General features: G+C 44.8%; 30 protein-coding genes. All 30 read left to right on the top strand.

What is annotated here, in order from left to right:
- Positions 1-376: 376 nt before the first annotated feature.
- The 30 genes from rpsL to rpsD all read left to right on the top strand — a co-directional run bounded on the left by rpsL (position 377) and on the right by rpsD (position 15911).
- Positions 377-751: a 30S ribosomal protein S12 gene (rpsL, locus tag PP178_RS13805; RefSeq protein WP_013305196.1), complete on the top strand. Its 375-nt coding sequence runs from the start codon at positions 377-379 to the stop codon at positions 749-751.
- A 22-nt stretch (positions 752-773) separates the two neighbouring features.
- On the top strand, positions 774-1250 hold the full coding sequence (gene rpsG / locus PP178_RS13800; RefSeq protein ID WP_272594942.1) for a 30S ribosomal protein S7: 477 nt from the start codon (positions 774-776) through the stop codon (positions 1248-1250).
- A gap of 8 nt (positions 1251-1258) precedes the next feature.
- Positions 1259-3385, top strand: coding sequence for an elongation factor G (fusA, locus tag PP178_RS13795; protein WP_272594941.1), 2127 nt, complete (start codon positions 1259-1261; stop codon positions 3383-3385).
- Positions 3386-3396: 11 nt separating this feature from the next.
- Complete coding sequence (gene rpsJ, locus PP178_RS13790; protein ID WP_013073266.1) at positions 3397-3702, top strand: 30S ribosomal protein S10; 306 nt, start codon at positions 3397-3399, stop codon at positions 3700-3702.
- Positions 3703-3869: 167 nt separating this feature from the next.
- Positions 3870-4490 (top strand): 50S ribosomal protein L3, encoded by a 621-nt coding sequence (gene rplC, locus PP178_RS13785; RefSeq protein WP_272594940.1) that lies wholly within the window; start codon positions 3870-3872, stop codon positions 4488-4490.
- Positions 4490-5122: a 50S ribosomal protein L4 gene (rplD, locus tag PP178_RS13780; protein ID WP_272594939.1), complete on the top strand. Its 633-nt coding sequence runs from the start codon at positions 4490-4492 to the stop codon at positions 5120-5122. The genes rplC and rplD overlap by 1 nt, the downstream gene beginning before the upstream one ends.
- A gap of 4 nt (positions 5123-5126) precedes the next feature.
- A complete protein-coding gene (rplW, locus tag PP178_RS13775; RefSeq protein WP_272594938.1) occupies positions 5127-5417 on the top strand; it encodes a 50S ribosomal protein L23 in 291 nt (96 codons plus the stop codon).
- A 9-nt stretch (positions 5418-5426) separates the two neighbouring features.
- On the top strand, positions 5427-6251 hold the full coding sequence (gene rplB / locus PP178_RS13770) for a 50S ribosomal protein L2 (RefSeq protein ID WP_272594937.1): 825 nt from the start codon (positions 5427-5429) through the stop codon (positions 6249-6251).
- Between the two features lie 12 nt (positions 6252-6263).
- Positions 6264-6542, top strand: coding sequence for a 30S ribosomal protein S19 (gene rpsS / locus PP178_RS13765; protein ID WP_133644603.1), 279 nt, complete (start codon positions 6264-6266; stop codon positions 6540-6542).
- A 3-nt stretch (positions 6543-6545) separates the two neighbouring features.
- Positions 6546-6953, top strand: a complete 408-nt coding sequence (gene rplV / locus PP178_RS13760) for a 50S ribosomal protein L22 (RefSeq protein WP_272594936.1) — start codon at positions 6546-6548, stop codon at positions 6951-6953.
- A gap of 1 nt (position 6954) precedes the next feature.
- Positions 6955-7671, top strand: a complete 717-nt coding sequence (gene rpsC, locus PP178_RS13755; protein ID WP_133644605.1) for a 30S ribosomal protein S3 — start codon at positions 6955-6957, stop codon at positions 7669-7671.
- A gap of 19 nt (positions 7672-7690) precedes the next feature.
- Complete coding sequence (gene rplP / locus PP178_RS13750) at positions 7691-8113, top strand: 50S ribosomal protein L16 (RefSeq protein ID WP_272594935.1); 423 nt, start codon at positions 7691-7693, stop codon at positions 8111-8113.
- 18 nt (positions 8114-8131) lie between these two features.
- On the top strand, positions 8132-8323 hold the full coding sequence (rpmC, locus tag PP178_RS13745) for a 50S ribosomal protein L29 (RefSeq protein ID WP_133645065.1): 192 nt from the start codon (positions 8132-8134) through the stop codon (positions 8321-8323).
- Positions 8324-8336: 13 nt separating this feature from the next.
- On the top strand, positions 8337-8594 hold the full coding sequence (rpsQ, locus tag PP178_RS13740; RefSeq protein ID WP_133644607.1) for a 30S ribosomal protein S17: 258 nt from the start codon (positions 8337-8339) through the stop codon (positions 8592-8594).
- A 1-nt stretch (position 8595) separates the two neighbouring features.
- Complete coding sequence (gene rplN / locus PP178_RS13735) at positions 8596-8964, top strand: 50S ribosomal protein L14 (protein ID WP_129605547.1); 369 nt, start codon at positions 8596-8598, stop codon at positions 8962-8964.
- A 71-nt stretch (positions 8965-9035) separates the two neighbouring features.
- Entirely contained in the window at positions 9036-9347 is a 312-nt protein-coding gene (rplX, locus tag PP178_RS13730) for a 50S ribosomal protein L24 (RefSeq protein ID WP_133644608.1), read from the top strand.
- 2 nt (positions 9348-9349) lie between these two features.
- Positions 9350-9901 (top strand): 50S ribosomal protein L5, encoded by a 552-nt coding sequence (rplE, locus tag PP178_RS13725; RefSeq protein WP_272594934.1) that lies wholly within the window; start codon positions 9350-9352, stop codon positions 9899-9901.
- 1 nt (position 9902) lies between these two features.
- Positions 9903-10172: a 30S ribosomal protein S14 gene (gene rpsN / locus PP178_RS13720; RefSeq protein WP_272594933.1), complete on the top strand. Its 270-nt coding sequence runs from the start codon at positions 9903-9905 to the stop codon at positions 10170-10172.
- 18 nt (positions 10173-10190) lie between these two features.
- Positions 10191-10589, top strand: coding sequence for a 30S ribosomal protein S8 (gene rpsH / locus PP178_RS13715; protein ID WP_272594932.1), 399 nt, complete (start codon positions 10191-10193; stop codon positions 10587-10589).
- Positions 10590-10610: 21 nt separating this feature from the next.
- The gene (gene rplF / locus PP178_RS13710) at positions 10611-11153 is read left to right on the top strand and encodes a 50S ribosomal protein L6 (RefSeq protein WP_272594931.1); all 543 of its coding nucleotides are present in this window, start codon (positions 10611-10613) and stop codon (positions 11151-11153) included.
- 10 nt (positions 11154-11163) lie between these two features.
- Positions 11164-11517, top strand: coding sequence for a 50S ribosomal protein L18 (rplR, locus tag PP178_RS13705; protein WP_272594930.1), 354 nt, complete (start codon positions 11164-11166; stop codon positions 11515-11517).
- Between the two features lie 8 nt (positions 11518-11525).
- A complete protein-coding gene (rpsE, locus tag PP178_RS13700) occupies positions 11526-12050 on the top strand; it encodes a 30S ribosomal protein S5 (protein ID WP_133644614.1) in 525 nt (174 codons plus the stop codon).
- Positions 12051-12061: 11 nt separating this feature from the next.
- Complete coding sequence (rpmD, locus tag PP178_RS13695) at positions 12062-12241, top strand: 50S ribosomal protein L30 (RefSeq protein ID WP_272594929.1); 180 nt, start codon at positions 12062-12064, stop codon at positions 12239-12241.
- Between the two features lie 13 nt (positions 12242-12254).
- Positions 12255-12707, top strand: coding sequence for a 50S ribosomal protein L15 (rplO, locus tag PP178_RS13690; protein ID WP_272594928.1), 453 nt, complete (start codon positions 12255-12257; stop codon positions 12705-12707).
- 11 nt (positions 12708-12718) lie between these two features.
- A complete protein-coding gene (gene secY, locus PP178_RS13685) occupies positions 12719-14062 on the top strand; it encodes a preprotein translocase subunit SecY (RefSeq protein ID WP_272594927.1) in 1344 nt (447 codons plus the stop codon).
- Between the two features lie 4 nt (positions 14063-14066).
- On the top strand, positions 14067-14282 hold the full coding sequence (gene infA / locus PP178_RS13680) for a translation initiation factor IF-1 (protein ID WP_088341556.1): 216 nt from the start codon (positions 14067-14069) through the stop codon (positions 14280-14282).
- A gap of 12 nt (positions 14283-14294) precedes the next feature.
- On the top strand, positions 14295-14411 hold the full coding sequence (gene ykgO / locus PP178_RS13675; protein WP_013621733.1) for a type B 50S ribosomal protein L36: 117 nt from the start codon (positions 14295-14297) through the stop codon (positions 14409-14411).
- A 2-nt stretch (positions 14412-14413) separates the two neighbouring features.
- The gene (gene rpsM / locus PP178_RS13670) at positions 14414-14788 is read left to right on the top strand and encodes a 30S ribosomal protein S13 (RefSeq protein ID WP_272594926.1); all 375 of its coding nucleotides are present in this window, start codon (positions 14414-14416) and stop codon (positions 14786-14788) included.
- Positions 14789-14799: 11 nt separating this feature from the next.
- Positions 14800-15204, top strand: a complete 405-nt coding sequence (gene rpsK, locus PP178_RS13665) for a 30S ribosomal protein S11 (protein ID WP_133644619.1) — start codon at positions 14800-14802, stop codon at positions 15202-15204.
- A gap of 101 nt (positions 15205-15305) precedes the next feature.
- Entirely contained in the window at positions 15306-15911 is a 606-nt protein-coding gene (rpsD, locus tag PP178_RS13660) for a 30S ribosomal protein S4 (RefSeq protein WP_272594922.1), read from the top strand.
- The last annotated feature ends 17 nt before the right edge of the window (positions 15912-15928 follow it).

The following is a 15928-nucleotide window of genomic DNA, read 5'->3' as shown; positions in this document are numbered from 1 at the left end:
ATTATTTAATAGGAATGGGAATCTAAAGGATGAAAATTCCCAATTCTTGACCAAAAACGTTAATAGGTTCGGAATAGATAACCGGGCTTTAGCTCAGCTGAAGGATACTAAAATCATGGAAGTAAATAAATTTAAACCATGCGCCGAAACACCCTGGTAAGGATTTTAGACTGCCGGGTAGAATCCTATTCAGGTCACCGGATTTATACCTTATATATATAGGTAAGAAAGATCTTTGGGCTAGAAGGGTGGAGCTTATTTGCAGGACTGTGTAAAAAAATGAGAAATTTAATGGCTTAGCATTTGAATTATAATGAATTATTCCTACATTTGCCAGCCCTTAAAAGAGGGGATTATATTAGACATAAATTATAGTATGCCAACAATTTCACAATTAGTACGAAAAGGAAGGGCCACAATTACCAAGAAGAGTAAATCGGCTGCTTTAGATTCGTGCCCCCAGCGAAGAGGGGTGTGTACACGTGTGTATACCACTACACCAAAGAAACCAAACTCTGCTATGCGTAAAGTAGCAAGGGTGAGGTTGACTAACGGTAAAGAGGTAAACGCGTACATCCCAGGTGAGGGACACAATCTGCAGGAGCACTCGATAGTATTGGTTAGAGGCGGAAGGGTGAAAGATTTGCCAGGAGTTAGATACCACATCGTTAGAGGTGCTTTGGATACGGCAGGAGTTGCCGGGAGAACCCAACGACGATCTAAGTACGGAGCAAAACGCCCTAAAAAGTAATTTGAACTTTTAAGTTGAAGAGATGAGAAAAAGACAGGCAAAGAAGCGGCCTCTTTTACCGGATCCAAGATTCAATGACCAGTTGGTAACTAGGTTTGTGAATATGATGATGTGGGACGGGAAAAAATCCGTAGCCTTTAAAGTGTTCTACGATGCAATGGATATCGTAGAGGAAAAAAAGACGGACGACGAGAAGTCGGCCTTGGAACATTGGAAAGAAGCGTTGTCTAACGTGATGCCTCACGTAGAAGTGCGAAGCCGCCGAGTAGGTGGTGCTACCTTCCAGATCCCGATGCAGATTCGTCCGGACAGGAAGATTTCTACTGCGATGAAATGGTTGATCCTGTATGCGCGTAAAAGAAACGAGAAATCGATGGCCCTTAGGTTGGCTAACGAGGTCCTTGCAGCTGCCAAAGAAGAAGGTGCTGCCGTTAAAAAACGTGTGGATACTCATAAGATGGCAGAAGCGAATAAAGCATTTTCCCACTTTAGATTTTAATTACTGAAATGGCAAGAGATTTAAAATATACAAGAAATATAGGGATCGCGGCACATATTGATGCCGGTAAAACGACCACTACGGAACGTATCCTTTTCTATACGGGTGTAAGCCACAAGATTGGAGAAGTTCACGATGGTGCTGCGACCATGGACTGGATGGAGCAAGAGCAGGAGCGTGGTATTACCATTACTTCAGCAGCTACTACCTGTACCTGGAACTTCCCGATGAAAAACGGACAGGTCGTAGATGAGACCAAGCCGTATAACTTTAACATTATTGATACCCCCGGTCACGTTGACTTTACCGTAGAGGTGAACCGTTCATTGCGTGTACTTGATGGGTTGGTATTTCTTTTCAGTGCGGTAGACGGGGTAGAGCCTCAGTCTGAGACTAACTGGAGACTTGCTGACAACTACAAGGTACCACGTATCGGGTTCGTTAACAAAATGGACCGCCAGGGATCTAACTTCCTGAACGTGTGTAAGCAGGTTCGCGAGATGTTGAAGTCTAACGCGGTGCCAATCGTTCTACCAATCGGTGATGAAGCGGATTTCCGTGGAATTGTTGACCTGGTAAAGAACCGTGCGATCGTATGGCATGAGGACAATTACGGATCTACTTTTGACGAGATCGATATCCCCGAGGATATGGTGGCAGAAGTTAAGGAGTACCGTGCTCACCTGATCGAGGCAGTTGCTGAATACGATGAAAACCTGATGGAGAAGTTCTTCGAAGATGAAGACTCTATCACTGAGGAGGAAGTACACGCTGCATTACGTGCTGCGGTTATGGACATGAGCATCATCCCGATGATCTGTGGTTCTTCCTTTAAAAATAAAGGGGTGCAGTTCTTATTAGACGCTGTATGCCGATACCTTCCTTCGCCTATCGATAAAGATGCGATTGTAGGTGTTAACCCAGATACTGGGAAAGAAGAAAAAAGAAATCCTGATCCTAAAGAGCCTTTCGCGGCACTTGCTTTTAAGATCGCTACAGACCCCTTTGTCGGTCGTCTTGCTTTCTTCAGGGCTTATTCCGGAAGACTTGATGCTGGTTCTTACGTGCTGAACAATCGTTCCGGGAACAAAGAGCGTATCTCAAGGATCTACCAAATGCACTCTAACAAGCAGAACGCTGTAGATTTCATCAACGCTGGTGATATCGGAGCTGCAGTAGGATTTAAAGATATTAAGACAGGAGATACCCTTACCTCTGAGAAACACCCTCTTATTTTAGAGAGTATGGATTTCCCGGACCCGGTAATCGGTATCGCTGTTGAGCCTAAAACTAAGGCTGATGTGGATAAGATGGGTATGGCTCTTGCTAAATTAGCGGAAGAGGATCCAACTTTCCAGGTTAAGACCGATGAGGCTTCAGGACAGACCATCATCTCCGGAATGGGAGAGTTGCACCTGGACATTATTGTAGACCGTATGCGTAGGGAGTTCAAGGTTGAGTTAAACCAAGGGCAGCCGCAGGTGGAATACAAGGAAGCTATCACTAGGCAGGCGAACCACAGAGAGGTTTACAAGAAGCAGACCGGTGGTCGTGGTAAATTCGCGGATATCGTCTTTACTCTTGAGCCAGCTGAAGAAGGTAAGCCAGGACTAGAATTTGTGAACACCATTAAAGGTGGTAACATTCCTAAAGAATTTGTCCCATCTGTTGAGAAAGGATTCAAGGAAGCTATGAAAAACGGGCCATTGGCCGGATTTGAAATGGACGCCATGAAGGTTACCTTGAAAGACGGATCTTTCCACCCTGTGGATTCTGACCAGTTATCATTTGAGCTGGCGGCTAAGCTAGGGTACAAAGAGGCGGCTAAAGCTGCAGGAGCAGTATTAATGGAGCCGATTATGAAATTGGAAGTACTTACCCCGGAAGAAAACATGGGTGATATTGTTGGAGACCTTAACCGTCGTCGCGGACAGGTGAACAATATGTCTGACCGTGCCGGAGCTAAGGTGATCAAGGCTGATGTTCCATTATCTGAGATGTTCGGTTACGTAACCTCGTTACGTACACTATCATCCGGTAGGGCAACTTCAACCATGGAGTTCTCTCACTACGCAGAGACCCCTTCCAATATTGCAGAAGAAGTTATTAAGGCAGCTAAAGGCGTAACCGCTTAAAATTTAGGTAGATGAGTCAAAAAATTAGAATAAAACTGAAATCTTACGATCACAACCTGGTAGACAAGTCTGCTGAGAAGATCGTGAAAACGGTAAAGACTACCGGTGCAGTGGTTACGGGACCAATTCCACTTCCAACGCACAAGAAGATCTTTACGGTGCTTCGTTCACCTCACGTGAACAAGAAGAGTAGGGAGCAATTTGAGCTTAGTTCTTACAAAAGGCTGCTCGATATTTACAGCTCCTCATCGAAGACCATCGATGCGCTGATGAAGTTAGAGCTTCCCAGTGGTGTTGAGGTCGAGATCAAAGTGTGAGGCTGACACCTGGCGAAAGACGATAGTCTTTCGGAACATGTCCTGAGCGTTTCGCGAGGGAAAAACGGTAACAAAAATAGATTCGGGGTCGAATTATTTTTGACCCTGTTTTTTTGCTTCAAAGAGAAGCAGTTTTAAATAAATGTAATCAATTAATTAATTAAAGTATGTCTGGGTTAATAGGAAGAAAAGTAGGCATGACCAGCATTTTCGACGAGAATGGAAAGAACGTTCCATGTACGGTGATCGAAGCTGGGCCATGTGTAGTTACCCAAGTCAGAACCGAAGAGGTCGACGGGTATTTTGCCCTTCAGCTTGGTTTCGATGACAAGGCAGAAAAGCGTGCTAATAATGCCGAGAAAGGGCATTATAAGAAAGCAGGCGTTTCTCCCAAGAAAAAAGTCGAGGAATTCAAGTATTTTGAAGAGGGTAGGTTTAAACTGGGAGAAACAATAAGCGTTGATCTTTTCCAGGAAGGTGATTTTGTAGACGTATGTGCTACCTCTAAAGGAAAAGGTTTCCAGGGGGTTGTAAAACGTCATGGATTCGGCGGAGTTGGACAGGCCACACATGGTCAGCACAACCGTCTACGTGCTCCAGGATCTATTGGAGCTGCATCTACACCATCTAGGGTATTTAAAGGAATGAAGATGGCCGGCCGTATGGGTGGCGAACGTGTCACTGTTCAGAACCTCAGGGTACTGAAAGTGGTTCCAGAGAAGAACCTTTTGGTTTTAAAGGGTTGTGTGCCCGGTCATAAGAACGCTTACATAACGATCGAGAAATAATGAAGGTAGCAGTTTTAGATATCAAAGGAAAAGAGACAGGGAGAAAGGTAGACCTTTCCGATGCTGTTTTCAAGATAGAGCCCAATGAGCATGCCATTTACCTGGATGTTAAGCAGTACCTGGCGCACCAGCGTCAAGGAACTCACCAGTCTAAAGAGCGTGGAGCCATTGCGGGTAGTACCAGGAAGATCAAAAAACAAAAAGGTACAGGTACCGCAAGGGCCGGTAGTATCAAGTCACCTATCTTCAGGGGTGGGGGTCGAATTTTTGGTCCAAGAAGCAAGGATTACAGCCAGAAACTGAACAAGAACGTTAAGCGTCTTGCAAGGAAATCTGCCCTTAGCATCAAAGCCCAGGAGAACTCTCTGATGGTCATCGAGGATTTCAATTTTGAAGCCCCAAAGACCAAAGATTTCATCCAGGTGCTAAAGTCCTTAGGACTGGAGGATAAAAAGTCCCTGATAGTATTGGGCGATTCAAATAATAACGTATATTTGTCGTCGCGCAATTTAACCCGCACTGAAGTTGTAACTAACTCAGAACTAAGTACTTATAAGATTCTGAATGCTCAGAACGTAGTGCTTCTGGAGGGTTCCCTGGAAGGAATAGAATCGAATCTTAGCAAATCGTAAGAAGATGAGTGTATTGATTAAGCCAATTATAACGGAAAAAATGACTGCTGAAGGCGAGTTGAACAACCGCTACGGTTTTGTTGTGAATCCCGGGGCAAACAAAATACAGATCAAGGACGCCGTGGAGGCAGCCTATGGTGTATCAGTGACCAAGGTCAGAACTATGAACTACGGTCCTCAGCGCAAAACGCGTTTCACCAAGACAGGTGTGCAGCACGGAAAGACCAATGCCTACAAGAAGGCTATTGTAGATGTTGAGGAAGGTGATGTTATTGATTTTTACAGTAATCTATAAAGACACGAAATGTCAGTTAGAAAATTAAAACCGATCACTCCGGGACAGCGTTTCAAGATAGTTAATGGCTTTGATGCCATTACTACCGACAAACCGGAGAAAAGCTTGTTAGCGCCCCTGAAGAAATCAGGAGGTAGGAACAGCAAGGGAAAGATGACCATGCGCCACAGAGGTGGTGGTCACAAGAGGAGATACCGTGTTATTGATTTTAAAAGGGATAAGCAAGGAGTTGCTGCCGAGGTAAAATCAATACAGTACGATCCAAACCGATCTGCATTTATTGCTCTTGTAGAGTATACAGACGGGGAAAAGCGATATGTGATTGCTCAGAACGGCCTTGAGGTCGGGCAGCAGATCAACGCCGGATCCGGTTCTGCTCCGGAAATCGGAAATGCACTTCCGTTAAGTGATATACCACTGGGAACGATCATTTCCTGTATCGAGTTACGTCCCGGTCAGGGAGCGGTTATGGCTCGAAGCGCCGGAACTTTCGCGCAGCTTATGGCTCGTGATGGAAAGTTTGTAACGATCAAGTTACCATCCGGGGAGACCAGGTTGATTCTTGCGAATTGTCTTGCAACTATCGGGGCTGTATCTAACTCTGATCACCAGTTGATCGTATCCGGTAAAGCGGGTAGAAGTCGCTGGTTAGGTAGGAGACCAAGAACAAGGCCGGTAGCGATGAACCCAGTTGATCACCCGATGGGTGGTGGGGAAGGTAGAGCTTCCGGAGGTCATCCAAGATCCAGAAACGGAATTCCTGCAAAAGGATTCAGGACCCGTTCCAGGACCAAGAATACCAACAGATATATCATAGAACGTAGAAAGAAATAAAAAGAATTAGAAATGGCACGTTCACTAAAAAAAGGACCTTACGTTCATTACAGCCTGGAGAATAAAGTCCAGAAAAACGTGGAAAGCGGAAAGAAGACCGTCATCAAGACCTGGTCGAGAGCTTCCATGATCACACCGGACTTTGTTGGTCAGACGATCGCGGTCCACAACGGACGACAGTTTGTTCCCGTGTATGTAACAGAGAACATGGTAGGGCACAAGTTAGGGGAGTTCTCTCCAACACGCTCTTTCAGGGGTCACGCTGGAGCTAAAAACAAAGGAAAAAAGTAAGCTATGGGAGTTCGAAAAAGACAAATGGCCGAAAGAATTAAGGCAGAGAAGCAGGAGCTTGCGTTTGCAAAACTGAACAATTGCCCTACATCGCCCAGGAAAATGCGTTTAGTCGCAGACCTGGTACGGGGTAAGGAAGTAGAGAAAGCGCTGGCTATCTTGAGATTCAGTCCTAAGGAAGCTTCCAAGAGAGTAGAAAAACTGTTGCTTTCTGCTATCGCTAACTGGCAGGCAAAGAACGAAGATGCGAACATCGAAGATGCAGAGTTGATCGTTAAGGAAATTAAAGTAGACAGTGGGCGTATGCTGAAACGTTTGCGACCTGCTCCACAGGGTAGGGCTCACAGAATAAGAAAGCGTTCCAACCACGTAACACTGGTTTTGGGATCTAACAATAATACACAAGCTTAGTATGGGACAGAAAACTAATCCGATAGGAAATCGTCTTGGGATTATCAGAGGCTGGGAGTCTAACTGGTACGGAGGAAATGATTATGGAGACAAACTGGCCGAAGACGACAAGATAAGAAAGTACGTGCATGCACGTCTGGCAAAAGCCAGTGTATCCAGGGTGATTATAGAACGTACCCTGAAACTTATCACTGTCACCATTACCACTGCGCGTCCTGGTATCATCATCGGGAAAGGCGGACAAGAGGTAGATAAGCTGAAAGAAGAGTTAAAAAAGATCACTGATAAGGAGGTACAGATCAATATTTTCGAGATCAAGAGACCGGAAGTTGACGCTAATTTAGTCGCTGCCAGTGTTGCTCGCCAGATCGAGAACAGGATCTCTTACCGACGTGCTATCAAGATGGCGATCGCTGCGGCCATGAGAATGAATGCAGAGGGCATCAAGATCCAGATCTCCGGCCGTTTAAACGGTGCAGAGATGGCGCGTTCCGAATCATATAAAGACGGGCGTATTCCGTTGTCTACTTTCAGAGCTGACATCGACTATGCTTTGCACGAAGCGCACACCACTTACGGTAGGCTTGGTATCAAAGTATGGATCATGAAAGGTGAAGTATACGGCAAGAGAGAATTGTCACCCCTGGTTGGAATGTCAAATAAAGGCCAAGGTGGGAAAGGAAAACAGGATGGCGCTAAAAAACGTCGCAGAAAGTAATTTAAAGAAGCAGTAAGAAATGTTACAGCCAAAAAGAACTAAGTTTCGTAAAGCGCAGAAAGGCCGGATGAAAGGAAATGCCGGGAGAGGGCATCAGCTTTCTAACGGTATGTTCGGTATCAAATCTATGGATACCAGCTTTGTGACCTCAAGGCAGATAGAGGCTGCCCGTATCGCCGCAACGCGATATATGAAAAGACAGGGTCAGTTATGGATCAAGATCTTCCCGGACAAGCCTATCACCAAAAAGCCTTTGGAAGTACGTATGGGTAAGGGTAAAGGTGCGCCGGAATATTTTGTAGCTACGGTAAAGCCAGGAAGGATCTTATTTGAGGTCGCCGGAGTACCAATGGACGTTGCAAAGGAAGCATTGCGACTTGCTGCACAGAAATTACCCGTGAGAACAAAGTTTGTAGTGGCTAGGGATTACGAGGCCGCATAATTTATACTGAGAATGACCATGAAACAATCAGAGATAAAAGAATTATCGGTAGAGGAACTGAGGGATAAGATGGCCGAGTTTAAGAAGCAATATGCCGAAATGAAAGTGGCCCATTCCGTAACCCCGCTGGAAAACCCGCTTCAATTAAGAAGCGCGCGAAGAACTGTAGCCCGATTGGCAACTGAATTAACTAAAAGGGAAAACCAATAATTGGTTCTGCTTTATGGAAAAAAGAAATTTAAGAAAAGAGAGAGTAGGCGTTGTAACCAGCAACAGAATGGAGAAATCAATTGTGGTTTCAGAAGTTAAGCGGGTTAAGCATCCTATGTACGGTAAATTCGTACTGCGAACAAAAAAATATGTTGCACACGATGAGACCAACGACTGCAATATTGGTGATACTGTTAAGATCATGGAGACACGTCCATTGAGTAAGACCAAATGTTGGAGACTGGTTGAAATCCTAGAAAGAGCCAAATAATATGTTACAGCAAGAATCCAGATTAAAAGTGGCCGACAACACAGGGGCTAAGGAAGTTCTTACTATCCGAGTGCTAGGTGGAACCAAGAGAAGATATGCTTCTGTTGGAGACAAAATCGTGGTATCGGTAAAAGAAGCTACCCCTAACGGGACCATTAAGAAAGGTGCGGTTTCAACAGCCGTAGTAGTTCGCACAAAGAAAGAGGTGCGCAGACCGGACGGATCATATATCCGTTTTGACGACAACGCTTGTGTGTTGTTGAACCCGACAGGGGAGATGAGGGGAACTCGTGTCTTTGGACCGGTTGCCAGGGAACTTCGCGATAAGCAGTTCATGAAGATTGTCTCATTAGCACCTGAGGTACTGTAAATAAATGTGAGGAAACCGGTAATCAGAAACCGGAGGCTTGCAACAGATAACAGATATTAAGCATCAACAAGATGAAATTAAAAATAAAAACAGGGGATACCGTAAAAGTCACAGCCGGAGACCATAAAGGTTCAGAAGGTAAAGTGGTACAGGTAGACCGTGAGAAGAACAAAGCGATTGTCGAAGGCGTCAATATGGTTTCCAAGCATGAGAAGCCCAGTGCGAAGAACCCTCAGGGGGGAATCGTAAAGAAAGAGGCGTTTATCCATATTTCTAACCTGGCGTTGGTGGATCCGAAATCAGGGGACACTACAAGGGTAGGATACGAGGTAAGGGATGGCAAGAAAGTAAGGTTTTCTAAGAAATCCAACGAAGTAATTTAGTTATGGGGTACGTTCCAAGATTAAAACAAGAGTATAAAGAGCGCGTGATCAAGGCGCTTAAGGAAGAGTTTGGGTACAGCAATGTAATGCAGGTGCCTAAATTGGAGAAGATTGTTGTGAGCAGGGGAGTTGGTGCTGCTGTGGCTGATAAGAAACTTATCGACCATGCAGTAGACGAACTAACCATGATCACCGGTCAGAAAGCGGTAGCTACCATTTCCAAGAAAGATGTCGCGGCTTTTAAACTGCGTAAGGGAATGCCTATCGGTGCCAAGGTTACGCTCAGGGGAGAAAAGATGTATGAATTCTTGGATCGTCTGGTAACTTCTGCACTTCCAAGGGTAAGGGATTTCCAGGGAATCCGCGCTACAGGATTTGACGGAAGGGGGAACTATAACCTCGGGGTGACCGAGCAGATCATTTTCCCTGAAGTGAATATCGATAAGATTAACCGTATTAACGGAATGGATATCACTTTCGTTACCACCGCGGAAACAGATAAGGAAGCAAAATCATTGTTAACCGAATTAGGTTTACCTTTTAAAAAGAACTAGTATGGCTAAAGAATCAATGAAAGCCCGTGAAAGAAAAAGGGCAAGGACAGTAGCAAAATACGCTGAGAAGCGCAAGGAGCTGAAGGAAGCGGGAGATTACGAAGCCCTACAGAAATTACCCAGAAATGCCTCCCCGGTACGTATGCACAATCGTTGCAAGCTTACGGGAAGACCTAAGGGATATATGAGAACGTTTGGTATCTCCAGAGTCATGTTTCGCGAAATGGCGAATAATGGGCTGATTCCAGGGGTTAAAAAAGCAAGTTGGTAAAAGATAAAAGGGAAGAACATGTTTACAGATCCTATAGCAGATTATTTAACAAGAGTACGGAACGCCAGTAGGGCGGGCCACAGGGTAGTAGAGATCCCTGCTTCCAATTTGAAGAAAGAGGTAACCAAGATCCTTTTTGATCAGGGGTATATCCTTAGCTACAAATTTGAAGAGGACAAGGTACAAGGTACCATCAAAATTGCCTTAAAGTATGACAAGCAGACTAAAGAGCCTGTCATCAAGAAAATACAACGTATCAGTAAGCCTGGTCTAAGAAAGTACGCATCCTCTGATGAGATGCCACGAGTATTGAACGGGTTAGGAATAGCCATAGTGTCTACCTCTCACGGGGTAATGACCAGCAAGCGTGCCAAGCAGGAGAAAGTTGGCGGCGAGGTACTGTGCTATGTTTATTAATGAGAATTAAAGGATAGAAAAATGTCTAGAATAGGGAATAATCCAATCGTAATGCCCGAGGGTACTACAGCAAACATCACGGATAACGTGATCACTGTTAAGGGAAAGCTGGGCGAATTAAGCCAGAGCTTTGACGGGGTGACTATCCGGATAGAGGACAACGAGATCATCGTTAACCGTCCTTCTGATAGTATTGAGCACAAGACTAAGCACGGACTTTACCGCTCCCTTGTTAACAACATGGTACTGGGTGTATCTGAAGGTTGGACAAAGGAATTAGAATTGGTCGGAGTTGGATACCGTGCCAGTAACCAAGGACAAAAATTGGATCTTGCCTTAGGCTTTTCCCACAATATTGTTCTGGAACTGGCCCCGGAAGTAAAGATCGAAACCACCTCTGAAAAAGGAAAGAACCCAACGATCAAACTGACGTCTCACGACAAGCAGCTTGTAGGGCAGATCGCCGCTAAAATCCGTTCCTTCCGTAAGCCAGAGCCTTACAAAGGAAAAGGGATCAAGTTCAAAGGCGAAATTTTAAGAAGAAAAGCAGGTAAATCAGCTTAATAACTGAATCATGGGATTATCAAAGACCGAGCGTAGACTACGCATCAAAAGAAGAATTAGAAAGGTATCCTTTGGAACCGCTGAGAAGCCTCGTCTGGCTGTTTTCAGGAGTAACAAGGAGATCTATGCCCAGTTGATAGACGATAACAAGGGGGTAACCCTTGCAGCTGCTTCTTCCAGGGATAAGGAAGTAAAAGCAGATGGGACCAAAATGGAAGTTGCCAACCAAGTAGGGAAGGCCATCGCTGAGAAAGCGAAGGAGGCCGGAATTGAAAAGGTTGCCTTTGACCGTGGAGGTAATTTATATCACGGAAGGGTTAAATCGTTGGCCGAAGGTGCCAGGGAAGCTGGATTAAAATTTTAATTAAAGGTATGTACGGGAAATACAAAAATGTAGAAACTGTGAAACCCGGAGGTCTTGAACTGAAAGATCGCTTGGTGGGAGTACAACGTGTAACAAAGGTAACCAAGGGTGGTAGAGCCTTCGGTTTCTCTGCGATCGTTGTTGTAGGTGATGAGAATGGTGTCGTTGGCCACGGTTTAGGAAAATCTAAGGAAGTGGCAACCGCAATTGCTAAGGCGATTGAAGACGCTAAGAAAAACCTGATCAGGATTCCCCTGAACAAGGGAACACTGCCTCACGAGCAAAAAGGGAAATTTGGTGGAGCCAGGGTATATATCCAGCCTGCATCTCACGGTACCGGGGTTATTGCCGGTGGAGCCGTACGTGCGGTACTGGAGGCAGTAGGAGTACAGGATGTACTTTCTAAGTCCCAGGGATCTTCTAACCCACACAACGTAGTAAAGGCTACCTTTGATGCGCTCTTGCAATTACGAGATGCACAGACCGTAGCACAACAACGAGGTGTCTCTTTAGAAAAAGTATTTAAAGGATAAGCGAGAATCAAATGGCAAAGATAAAAGTAACACAGGTGAAGAGTGGGATTAAAAGACCACAGAACCAGAAACGAACTTTGGAAGCCCTGGGCTTGCGAAAAATAGGTCAGGTCGTGGAACATGAAGACACGCCCGCGATTCTTGGCATGATCAATAAAGTAAAACACTTGGTTTCCACAGAGGAAGCTTAAAAAATACAGTGTGATGAAATTAAGCAATTTGAAACCAGCAAAAGGTGCTACTCATAAAGCAGGAAAAATCGTAGGTCGTGGACAAGGTTCAGGAAAAGGCGGTACTGCTACACGTGGTCATAAAGGTGCCAAATCAAGATCCGGTTACTCTAAGAAGATCGGTTTTGAAGGTGGGCAGATGCCATTACAGCGCCGAGTTCCTAAATTTGGTTTTACCAACATCAACCGCAAAGAGTACAGGGGAATTAACCTGGCTACACTTCAGCAATTGGTCGATGAGAAAGCCATTAAGGACACCGTTACCCTGGAAGACCTTATCGCCAACAACCTGGCCGGTAAGAACGACCTGGTAAAAATATTAGGAAATGGAGAATTGAAAGCTCCATTGAAAGTCACTGTTCATAAATTTACAGCTACCGCGCAAAAAGCTATCGAGGCTGCAGGTGGTGAGGCTATAAATTTATAAGAAGACAAACTATGAAGAAGTTTTTTGAGATTATATCCAATATCTGGAAGATTGATGAGCTGAGGGCAAGGATTTTGGTTACTCTGGGGCTCTTATTAGTGTACCGTTTTGGTGCGCAGATAGTTCTTCCGGGTATAGATACCTCACAATTGGCAGAGTTATCTTCCAATACTGAGCAAGGTATCCTGGGAATTCTGAATGCATTCACAGGAGGCGCCTTTGCCAATGCTTCTGTTTTCGCCTTAGGGATCATGCCCTATATTTCGGCATCTATTGTAGTGCAGTTAATGGGAATCGCGGTTCCTTACCTGCAAAAACTGGATAAAGAAGGTGAAAGCGGCAGAAAAACTAAAAACCAGATCACCCGATGGCTGACCATCGGAATCTGTATTGTACAAGCCCCGGCATACCTCTATAGCCTTAGTGCGCTAGGAGTGCCGGACAGTGCATTCTTATTGGGGAAAGGTCTTAACTTTATGGTCCCTGCGGTAATCATCCTGGTTACAGGAACCGTATTTGCCATGTGGTTAGGAGAGCGTATTACGGATAAAGGGATCGGGAATGGTATTTCTCTCCTGATTATGATCGGTATTATCGCGACCATGCCTCAATCTTTTGTCCAGGAATTTATTTCAAGGACAACAAATAACAACGGGGGACTGATGTTCATGTTGATCGAAGTTATCCTTTGGTTCCTGGTTATCCTGGCTAGTGTGTTACTGGTAATGGCCACGAGGCGTATACCGGTTCAGTATGCGAGGAGAACAGCATCCGGAGGATACGAGAAGAACGTTATCGGTTCCAGGCAGTATATCCCTTTAAAGCTCAATGCTTCCGGGGTAATGCCAATCATCTTTGCCCAGGCGATCATGTTCGCTCCCGGATTATTGGGACGTACGTTTAATGATACCGCGGTAGGTCAGTGGATGGAAGTACAGTTCCAGGATATATTTGGCCTGGCTTACAACATCTTGTTCGCCCTGCTGATTATCATATTCACCTACTTCTATACGGCCATCACCGTGCCAACGAATAAGATGGCAGATGACCTGAAAAGAAGTGGAGGATTTATCCCCGGGATCAGACCCGGTAAAGAGACTGCAAGTTTCCTGGATAAGGTGATGTCTCTGATCACCCTGCCCGGTGCAGTATTCCTGGCTTTACTCGCCGTATTACCGGCTGTAGTAGTAAAGCTGATGGACATACAACCCGGATGGGCGTTATTTTACGGTGGAACTTCCCTGCTGATCATGGTTGGGGTGGCAATAGACACTGTACAACAAGTAAACTCGTATTTGCTGAACAGGCATTACGATGGACTAATGAAAACTGGAAAAAACAGAAAAGTAGCATAATAATATGGCCAAACAAGCACCTATAGAACAAGACGGCTCTATTATAGAAGCGTTGTCAAATGCCATGTTCCGAGTGGAACTGGAAAATGGACACGTGGTTACGGCTCACATTTCCGGGAAAATGCGAATGCATTACATTAAGTTGTTACCCGGTGATAAGGTAAAACTTGAGATGAGTCCGTACGATTTAAGCAAGGCAAGAATTACATATAGATATTAAGACTTTAGAACGATGAAAGTAAGAGCATCCATTAAGAAGCGAAGCGCTGAATGCAAGATAGTACGCAGAAAGGGCAGGCTTTACGTGATTAACAAAAAGAATCCTAGATTTAAACAAAGACAAGGGTAATTATGGCAAGAATAGCAGGGGTAGATATACCAAAGCAGAAAAGAGGGGTCATCGCCCTTACCTATATTTTTGGTATCGGTAAAAGCAGGGCTCAGGAAATTCTGGAGAAAGCCGGAGTTGACGAGGACAAGACCGTATCTGATTGGTCTGATGACGAGATCGGTAGTGTTCGTGATGCAGTATCTTCTTATAAGATAGAAGGGGAGCTTCGTTCTGAAACGCAACTAAACATCAAGCGATTGATGGATATTGGTTGTTACCGTGGGATCCGTCACCGTTCTGGACTTCCATTGAGAGGACAACGTACTAAGAATAACTCTAGGACGAGGAAAGGAAAGAGAAAAACGGTTGCTAACAAGAAGAAAGCAACTAAATAATAAATAGAAGTATGGCAAAGACAGGTGCAAAAGCAGGCACAAAAGCCGCAAAAAAGCGTAAAGTAATTGTAGAGTCTACCGGGGAGGCGCATATCACTGCCTCTTTCAACAACATCATTATTTCCCTGACCAACAAGAAGGGTGATGTGATTTCCTGGTCATCTGCTGGTAAGATGGGATTCAGGGGCTCTAAGAAGAATACTCCTTACGCTGCCCAGGTTGCTTCCGAAGAGTGTGCTAAGATTGCACATGAAGCCGGACTAAGGAAAGTGAAGGTCTATGTAAAAGGACCAGGTAACGGACGTGAATCCGCTATCCGCTCTATCCACAATTCCGGGATCGAAGTTACAGAAATCATCGATGTTACTCCGCTGCCACATAATGGCTGCAGGCCTCCAAAAAGAAGGAGAGTATAATTTATATCATAACCTGAATAATTAATTTTTCACCGGGAGTGTAGTTACGATTATCGAAGGATTAGCCTTAATTCATAATCACATTCCCCAATTTATAGAAGATGGCAAGATACACAGGACCAAAAACTAAGATCGCTCGTAAATTCGGCGAAGCGATATTCGGAGACGACAAGTCTTTTGAAAAGAAAAACTACCCACCGGGACAGCACGGTAACAACCGTCGTCGTGGTAAGAAATCAGAATATGCTATCCAGTTGATGGAGAAGCAGAAAGCTAAGTATACCTACGGTATCCTTGAGCGCCAATTCCGTAACCTCTTTGCACGTGCAAACCGCAGCAAGGGAGTTACCGGTGAGGTTCTGTTACAGTTGTGCGAATCACGTCTGGACAACGCAGTATTCCGTTTTGGAATTGCAACTTCCAGGAGAGGAGCGCGGCAGTTAGTTTCTCACAGGCACATCACCGTTAATGGTGAAGTTGTGAATATTCCTTCTTACTCATTAAAAGCAGGAGACGTTGTAGGTGTTAGAGAAAAATCTAAATCCCTGCAAACTATCCAGGATGCTTTAGCTGCTAACAGCAGTGTTTACGAATGGCTGAGCTGGAATTCAGAAAAAATGCAAGGTACCTTTGTTGCGGTTCCAGAACGTATTCAGATTCCGGAGAACATCAAAGAACAATTAATCGTTGAGTTATACTCGAAATAAAACAACACAGATCTGAC

Origin of the sequence: Zeaxanthinibacter sp. PT1 (assembly GCF_028464225.1) — a bacterium.
GTDB lineage: Bacteria > Bacteroidota > Bacteroidia > Flavobacteriales > Flavobacteriaceae > Zeaxanthinibacter.
The sequence above is the reverse complement of the archived record's forward strand: the minus strand, read 5'-3'. Positions and strand labels throughout refer to the sequence as shown.

Coding starts and splice junctions, on each gene's coding strand:
- rpsL (WP_013305196.1), top strand. CDS start 377: ATGCCAACAATTTCACAATTAGTACGAAAAGGAAGGGCCACAATTACC.
- rpsG (WP_272594942.1), top strand. CDS start 774: ATGAGAAAAAGACAGGCAAAGAAGCGGCCTCTTTTACCGGATCCAAGA.
- fusA (WP_272594941.1), top strand. CDS start 1,259: ATGGCAAGAGATTTAAAATATACAAGAAATATAGGGATCGCGGCACAT.
- rpsJ (WP_013073266.1), top strand. CDS start 3,397: ATGAGTCAAAAAATTAGAATAAAACTGAAATCTTACGATCACAACCTG.
- rplC (WP_272594940.1), top strand. CDS start 3,870: ATGTCTGGGTTAATAGGAAGAAAAGTAGGCATGACCAGCATTTTCGAC.
- rplD (WP_272594939.1), top strand. CDS start 4,490: ATGAAGGTAGCAGTTTTAGATATCAAAGGAAAAGAGACAGGGAGAAAG.
- rplW (WP_272594938.1), top strand. CDS start 5,127: ATGAGTGTATTGATTAAGCCAATTATAACGGAAAAAATGACTGCTGAA.
- rplB (WP_272594937.1), top strand. CDS start 5,427: ATGTCAGTTAGAAAATTAAAACCGATCACTCCGGGACAGCGTTTCAAG.
- rpsS (WP_133644603.1), top strand. CDS start 6,264: ATGGCACGTTCACTAAAAAAAGGACCTTACGTTCATTACAGCCTGGAG.
- rplV (WP_272594936.1), top strand. CDS start 6,546: ATGGGAGTTCGAAAAAGACAAATGGCCGAAAGAATTAAGGCAGAGAAG.
- rpsC (WP_133644605.1), top strand. CDS start 6,955: ATGGGACAGAAAACTAATCCGATAGGAAATCGTCTTGGGATTATCAGA.
- rplP (WP_272594935.1), top strand. CDS start 7,691: ATGTTACAGCCAAAAAGAACTAAGTTTCGTAAAGCGCAGAAAGGCCGG.
- rpmC (WP_133645065.1), top strand. CDS start 8,132: ATGAAACAATCAGAGATAAAAGAATTATCGGTAGAGGAACTGAGGGAT.
- rpsQ (WP_133644607.1), top strand. CDS start 8,337: ATGGAAAAAAGAAATTTAAGAAAAGAGAGAGTAGGCGTTGTAACCAGC.
- rplN (WP_129605547.1), top strand. CDS start 8,596: ATGTTACAGCAAGAATCCAGATTAAAAGTGGCCGACAACACAGGGGCT.
- rplX (WP_133644608.1), top strand. CDS start 9,036: ATGAAATTAAAAATAAAAACAGGGGATACCGTAAAAGTCACAGCCGGA.
- rplE (WP_272594934.1), top strand. CDS start 9,350: ATGGGGTACGTTCCAAGATTAAAACAAGAGTATAAAGAGCGCGTGATC.
- rpsN (WP_272594933.1), top strand. CDS start 9,903: ATGGCTAAAGAATCAATGAAAGCCCGTGAAAGAAAAAGGGCAAGGACA.
- rpsH (WP_272594932.1), top strand. CDS start 10,191: ATGTTTACAGATCCTATAGCAGATTATTTAACAAGAGTACGGAACGCC.
- rplF (WP_272594931.1), top strand. CDS start 10,611: ATGTCTAGAATAGGGAATAATCCAATCGTAATGCCCGAGGGTACTACA.
- rplR (WP_272594930.1), top strand. CDS start 11,164: ATGGGATTATCAAAGACCGAGCGTAGACTACGCATCAAAAGAAGAATT.
- rpsE (WP_133644614.1), top strand. CDS start 11,526: ATGTACGGGAAATACAAAAATGTAGAAACTGTGAAACCCGGAGGTCTT.
- rpmD (WP_272594929.1), top strand. CDS start 12,062: ATGGCAAAGATAAAAGTAACACAGGTGAAGAGTGGGATTAAAAGACCA.
- rplO (WP_272594928.1), top strand. CDS start 12,255: ATGAAATTAAGCAATTTGAAACCAGCAAAAGGTGCTACTCATAAAGCA.
- secY (WP_272594927.1), top strand. CDS start 12,719: ATGAAGAAGTTTTTTGAGATTATATCCAATATCTGGAAGATTGATGAG.
- infA (WP_088341556.1), top strand. CDS start 14,067: ATGGCCAAACAAGCACCTATAGAACAAGACGGCTCTATTATAGAAGCG.
- ykgO (WP_013621733.1), top strand. CDS start 14,295: ATGAAAGTAAGAGCATCCATTAAGAAGCGAAGCGCTGAATGCAAGATA.
- rpsM (WP_272594926.1), top strand. CDS start 14,414: ATGGCAAGAATAGCAGGGGTAGATATACCAAAGCAGAAAAGAGGGGTC.
- rpsK (WP_133644619.1), top strand. CDS start 14,800: ATGGCAAAGACAGGTGCAAAAGCAGGCACAAAAGCCGCAAAAAAGCGT.
- rpsD (WP_272594922.1), top strand. CDS start 15,306: ATGGCAAGATACACAGGACCAAAAACTAAGATCGCTCGTAAATTCGGC.